Here is a 5,914-nt window from a genome sequence, read left to right as displayed (position 1 = left end):
GTTGTATATTTGCAGCCGCTTAAAACGGTAACACGTACAGAGCAACGTTCATTGAAAGGCATGAATTAGGTTAAAAGGGAGGTTAAGAAATTAATTTCAAAATAAAACTAAAAAAGCTTTGCAGGAACAGAAAAGGTTGTATGTTTGCAGCCGCTAAAAACAGCAAAATTGTTTGAGGCCACGTTCATTGAAAAGCCTAGTAAGAGTTGAAGTTTTGGAGTTAGAAATTAAATTTCAAATTAAACTAAAAAAAGCTTTGTAGGAATAAAAAAGGTTGTATATTTGCAGCCGCTTAAAACGGCAACGTAGGGAGCTAGTTCCAGAGGAAATTATCAAAGAAACTTAACGAGAAAGAAATTAGATTTTTTTTCAAATAAAGTTTGCAGGTTAGCAAAACAGTAATTATATTTGCACCCGCTTAAGAGATAAACGCCTTAAGAAAACAAGAAAAACAAGTTCCATTTTACTTCTCTATATGAGGAGCTGCTTGAAAGAGTAGATGGAAATAAGTTCATAGACATATTGAATTGACAGCGTAAGATTTAACTGGAAACGGTTAGATCAAACAAAAAGAGAATAAACCATTTTGAGTAATTAGAGAATTAAATCTATTTCGATTAGTTGTTAAATAATATTTAAGAATTAACGATGAAGAGTTTGATCCTGGCTCAGGATGAACGCTAGCGGCAGGCTTAACACATGCAAGTCGAACGGTAACAGGAATTAGCTTGCTAATTTGCTGACGAGTGGCGCACGGGTGAGTAACGCGTATACAATCTACCTTTTACAGTGGGATAGCCCAGAGAAATTTGGATTAATACCGCATAGTATTATGAGTTGGCATCAGCTTATAATTAAAGTTTCGGCGGTAAAAGATGAGTATGCGTTCTATTAGCTTGATGGTAAGGTAACGGCTTACCATGGCTACGATAGATAGGGGCCCTGAGAGGGGGACCCCCCACACTGGTACTGAGACACGGACCAGACTCCTACGGGAGGCAGCAGTGAGGAATATTGGACAATGGGCGAGAGCCTGATCCAGCCATGCCGCGTGCAGGAAGAATGCCCTATGGGTTGTAAACTGCTTTTATACAGGAAGAAACACCTCTACGAGTAGAGGCTTGACGGTACTGTAAGAATAAGGATCGGCTAACTCCGTGCCAGCAGCCGCGGTAATACGGAGGATCCAAGCGTTATCCGGAATCATTGGGTTTAAAGGGTCCGTAGGTGGACAATTAAGTCAGGGGTGAAAGTCTGCAGCTCAACTGTAGAATTGCCCTTGAAACTGGTTGTCTTGAGTTATTATGAAGTAGTTAGAATATGTGGTGTAGCGGTGAAATGCATAGATATCACATAGAATACCAATTGCGAAGGCAGATTACTAATAATACACTGACACTGATGGACGAAAGCGTGGGGAGCGAACAGGATTAGATACCCTGGTAGTCCACGCCGTAAACGATGGTTACTAGTTGTTCGAACTTCGGTTTGAGTGACTAAGCGAAAGTGATAAGTAACCCACCTGGGGAGTACGTTCGCAAGAATGAAACTCAAAGGAATTGACGGGGGCCCGCACAAGCGGTGGAGCATGTGGTTTAATTCGATGATACGCGAGGAACCTTACCAGGGCTTAAATGTAGATTGACAGGTTTAGAGATAGACTTTTCTTCGGACAATTTACAAGGTGCTGCATGGTTGTCGTCAGCTCGTGCCGTGAGGTGTCAGGTTAAGTCCTATAACGAGCGCAACCCCTGTTGTTAGTTGCCAGCGAGTCATGTCGGGAACTCTAACAAGACTGCCAGTGCAAACTGTGAGGAAGGTGGGGATGACGTCAAATCATCACGGCCCTTACGTCCTGGGCTACACACGTGCTACAATGGTAGGGACAGAGAGCAGCCACTGGGTGACCAGGAGCGAATCTATAAACCCTATCACAGTTCGGATCGGAGTCTGCAACTCGACTCCGTGAAGCTGGAATCGCTAGTAATCGGATATCAGCCATGATCCGGTGAATACGTTCCCGGGCCTTGTACACACCGCCCGTCAAGCCATGGAAGCTGGGAGTGCCTGAAGTCCGTCACCGCAAGGAGCGGCCTAGGGTAAAATTGGTAACTAGGGCTAAGTCGTAACAAGGTAGCCGTACCGGAAGGTGCGGCTGGAACACCTCCTTTCTAGAGAAAGACGACTAATTTGAATACTTCTATATAAAAGAAGTGGCTTATTCTCAAGCTGTTAATTTAAAATAAAAAAGAGTCTCATAGCTCAGCTGGTTAGAGCGCTACACTGATAATGTAGAGGTCGGCAGTTCGAGTCTGCCTGAGACTACAAAAAAAACACAGTAATATTGAATGTTAGAGATAGCATTAAATATTAAAACGTTCATTACATATTGAAAGGAAATTTTAGAAGTTGAGATACCTCTCCTTTTTGGAAATTGGAATTTAGATTTCGGATTTTCATCAAGACATGGGGGATTAGCTCAGCTGGCTAGAGCGCCTGCCTTGCACGCAGGAGGTCATCGGTTCGACTCCGATATTCTCCACCAAATACACACCAAGGTGTGTATCTCAAAAGGAAAGCTGTCAATTTAATTGAAAGACAACCGAATTGAGGTCTCTAATGTATATTAGAGAACAAACGTTCATTGACATATTGAAAAAGATACATGAAATTCTAAATTAGAATCGTCTAATTTAGAATTAAAAAACGTAATTAATTAAGGTTTACGAGCTTTTAATTAATTACAGTAAACTCATTAAAAAAGCAAATAGTACAATAAGCTAAATAAGAGCGTATGGGGAATGCCTAGGCTCTCAGAGGCGATGAAGGACGTGATAAGCTGCGAAAAGCTGCGGGGATTGGCACATACAAATTGATCCGCAGATATCCGAATGGGGCAACCCAGCATGTTGAAGACATGTTATGCCGTAAGGCAAGCAAACCCGGAGAACTGAAACATCTAAGTACCCGGAGGAGAAGAAAACAATAGTGATTCCGTAAGTAGCGGCGAGCGAACGCGGATTAGCCCAAACCAGATTTGTTACGGCAAATTTGGGGTTGTAGGACCACGATATTGAATGTCATATGAATTAGAATGCTTTGGAAAAAGCAACCAAAGAGGGTGATAGTCCCGTATAGGTAAAGAAGACAAACATAGTGGTATCCTGAGTAGTGCGGGACACGAGTAATCCTGTATGAAACAGTCGGGACCATCCGATAAGGCTAAATACTCCTGAGAGACCGATAGTGAACTAGTACCGTGAGGGAAAGGTGAAAAGAACCCTGAATAAGGGAGTGAAATAGAACCTGAAACCATACGCTTACAAGCGGTCGGAGCCCTTTAGGGGGTGACGGCGTGCCTTTTGCATAATGAGCCTACGAGTTACCGTTGCTAGCAAGGTTAAGGACTTCAGGTCCGGATCCGTAGCGAAAGCGAGTCTGAATAGGGCGCTTTAGTTAGTAGTGGTAGACGCGAAACCGTGTGATCTACCCATGGGCAGGTTGAAGTTTAGGTAACACTAAATGGAGGACCGAACCGCCAGACGTTGAAAAGTCTTCGGATGACCTGTGGGTAGGGGTGAAAGGCCAATCAAACTCGGAAATAGCTCGTACTCCCCGAAATGCATTTAGGTGCAGCGTTGATTTATAGTTTTATAGAGGTAGAGCTACTGATTGGATGCGGGGGCTTCACCGCCTACCAATTCCTGACAAACTCCGAATGCTATAAAATGTTAATCAGCAGTGAGGGCTTGGGTGCTAAGGTCCAAGTCCAAGAGGGAAAGAACCCAGACCATCAGCTAAGGTCCCAAAATATATGTTAAGTTGAAATAACGAGGTTGAACTGCTTTGACAGCTAGGATGTTGGCTTGGAAGCAGCCATTCATTTAAAGAGTGCGTAACAGCTCACTAGTCGAGCGGTTCGGCATGGATAATAATCGGGCATAAACATATTACCGAAGCTATGGACTTATTTATAAGTGGTAGGGGAGCATTGTAGTGTCGTCGAAGGTGAGTCGTGAGGCTTGCTGGAGAAGCTACAAAAGAAAATGTAGGCATAAGTAACGATAATGCGGGCGAGAAACCCGCACTCCGAAAGACTAAGGTTTCCTCAGCTATGCTAATCAGCTGAGGGTTAGTCGGGACCTAACGCGAACCCGAAAGGGGTAGTGGATGGACAACAGGTTAATATTCCTGTACCTGCTCACACTAAAAGTGACGGAGGCGAAAAGTTGGTGCGTACTGACGGAATAGTACGTTGAAGGATGTGGTAACACTCCGATAGTACACTAAAGCTACGGCTGCGGTGATAATCCAGCAAATCGACTTCCAAGAAAAGCGAGTGAAGCAGCCCGTACCCTAAACCGACACAGGTAGTTGGGATGAGAATTCTAAGGAGCTCGAGAGATTCATGGTTAAGGAACTAGGCAAAATAGACGCGTAACTTCGGGAGAAGCGTCGCCCATCGCAAGATGGGCCGCAGTGAAAGAGTCCAGGCGACTGTTTATCAAAAACACAGAGCTATGCTAAATTGAAAAATGACGTATATGGCTTGACACCTGCCCGGTGCTGGAAGGTTAAGTGGAGGGTTTAGCTTCGGCGAAGATCTGAAATGAAGCCCCAGTAAACGGCGGCCGTAACTATAACGGTCCTAAGGTAGCGAAATTCCTTGTCGGGTAAGTTCCGACCTGCACGAATGGTGCAACGATCTGGACACTGTCTCAACCATGAGCTCGGTGAAATTGTAGTATCGGTGAAGATGCCGATTACCCGCTGTGGGACGAAAAGACCCCGTGAACCTTTACTATAGCTTAGTATTGGCTTTGGATAAGTAATGTGTAGGATAGGTGGGAGACTTTGAAGTGGCGTCGCTAGGCGTTGTGGAGTCATTGTTGAAATACCACCCTTTGCTTATCTAGATTCTAACCCTTCAAAAAAGGGGACAGTGCTTGGTGGGTAGTTTGACTGGGGTGGTCGCCTCCAAAAGAGTAACGGAGGCTTCTAAAGGTTCCCTCAGTACGGTTGGTAATCGTGCGTAGAGTGCAATGGCATAAGGGAGCTTGACTGAGAGACATACAGGTCGATCAGGTACGAAAGTAGAGCATAGTGATCCGGTGGTTCCGCATGGAAGGGCCATCGCTCAAAGGATAAAAGGTACTCCGGGGATAACAGGCTGATCTCCCCCAAGAGCTCATATCGACGGGGGGGTTTGGCACCTCGATGTCGGCTCGTCACATCCTGGGGCTGGAGAAGGTCCCAAGGGTTGGGCTGTTCGCCCATTAAAGTGGCACGCGAGCTGGGTTCAGAACGTCGTGAGACAGTTCGGTCTCTATCTACAGTGGGCGTTAGAAATTTGAGTGGATCTGACTCTAGTACGAGAGGACCGAGTTGGACAAACCTCTGGTGTACCAGTTGTTCCGCCAGGAGCATTGCTGGGTAGCTACGTTTGGAAGGGATAAGCGCTGAAAGCATATAAGCGCGAAACCCACCACAAGATGAGATTTCTTTAAAGGGTCGTGGGAGATTACCACGTTGATAGGCTATAGGTGTAAAGGCAGTAATGTCATAGCCGAGTAGTACTAATAACCCATAGGCTTATTGTACGCCTGTTTTTTTATATCAGTTTACAAACAAATCATGTAATTCTTTTTCAATATGTTAAGATATTTGTTCCATTTTTATATGGAACGCTGAAGTAATAGGGATTAAACCCTATTACCCAAGCTATAACTTAAGGTGGTTATAGCGACGGGGCTCACCTCTTACCATTTCGAACAGAGTAGTTAAGCCCGTTTGCGCCGATGGTACTGCATCTCGTGGGAGAGTAGGTCGCCGCCTTTTTTAAGAATCCTCTTCATAACTGAAGAGGATTTTTTTTGTTCTAAAATGTTTATACTTCGTATATTTACATGATAAA

Annotated in this window: 2 tRNA genes and 3 rRNA genes; all 5 read left to right on the top strand. The window is 44.6% G+C overall.

The features are described from left to right. Nucleotides 1-645 precede the first annotated feature (645 nt). The 5 genes from BZARG_RS14810 to rrf all read left to right on the top strand — a co-directional run bounded on the left by BZARG_RS14810 (nt 646) and on the right by rrf (nt 5,838). Nucleotides 646-2,171, top strand: a 16S ribosomal RNA gene (locus tag BZARG_RS14810). An 80-nt stretch (nt 2,172-2,251) separates the two neighbouring features. Next, nucleotides 2,252-2,325, top strand: a tRNA-Ile gene (locus BZARG_RS14805). Nucleotides 2,326-2,468: 143 nt separating this feature from the next. Then, a tRNA-Ala gene (locus BZARG_RS14800) sits at nt 2,469-2,545 on the top strand. Nucleotides 2,546-2,773: 228 nt separating this feature from the next. Then, nucleotides 2,774-5,600, top strand: a 23S ribosomal RNA gene (locus BZARG_RS14795). A gap of 129 nt (nt 5,601-5,729) precedes the next feature. Beyond that, nucleotides 5,730-5,838 (top strand): 5S ribosomal RNA (rrf, locus tag BZARG_RS14790). The 16S, 23S and 5S rRNA genes sit together here with 2 tRNA genes alongside, the layout of an rRNA operon. Nucleotides 5,839-5,914: the final 76 nt, after the last annotated feature.

The organism is Bizionia argentinensis JUB59 (genome assembly GCF_000224335.1).
Lineage (GTDB): Bacteria > Bacteroidota > Bacteroidia > Flavobacteriales > Flavobacteriaceae > Algorimicrobium > Algorimicrobium argentinense.
Note: the sequence above shows the minus strand (reverse complement) of the source record. Positions and strands in the feature narration are given on the sequence as shown.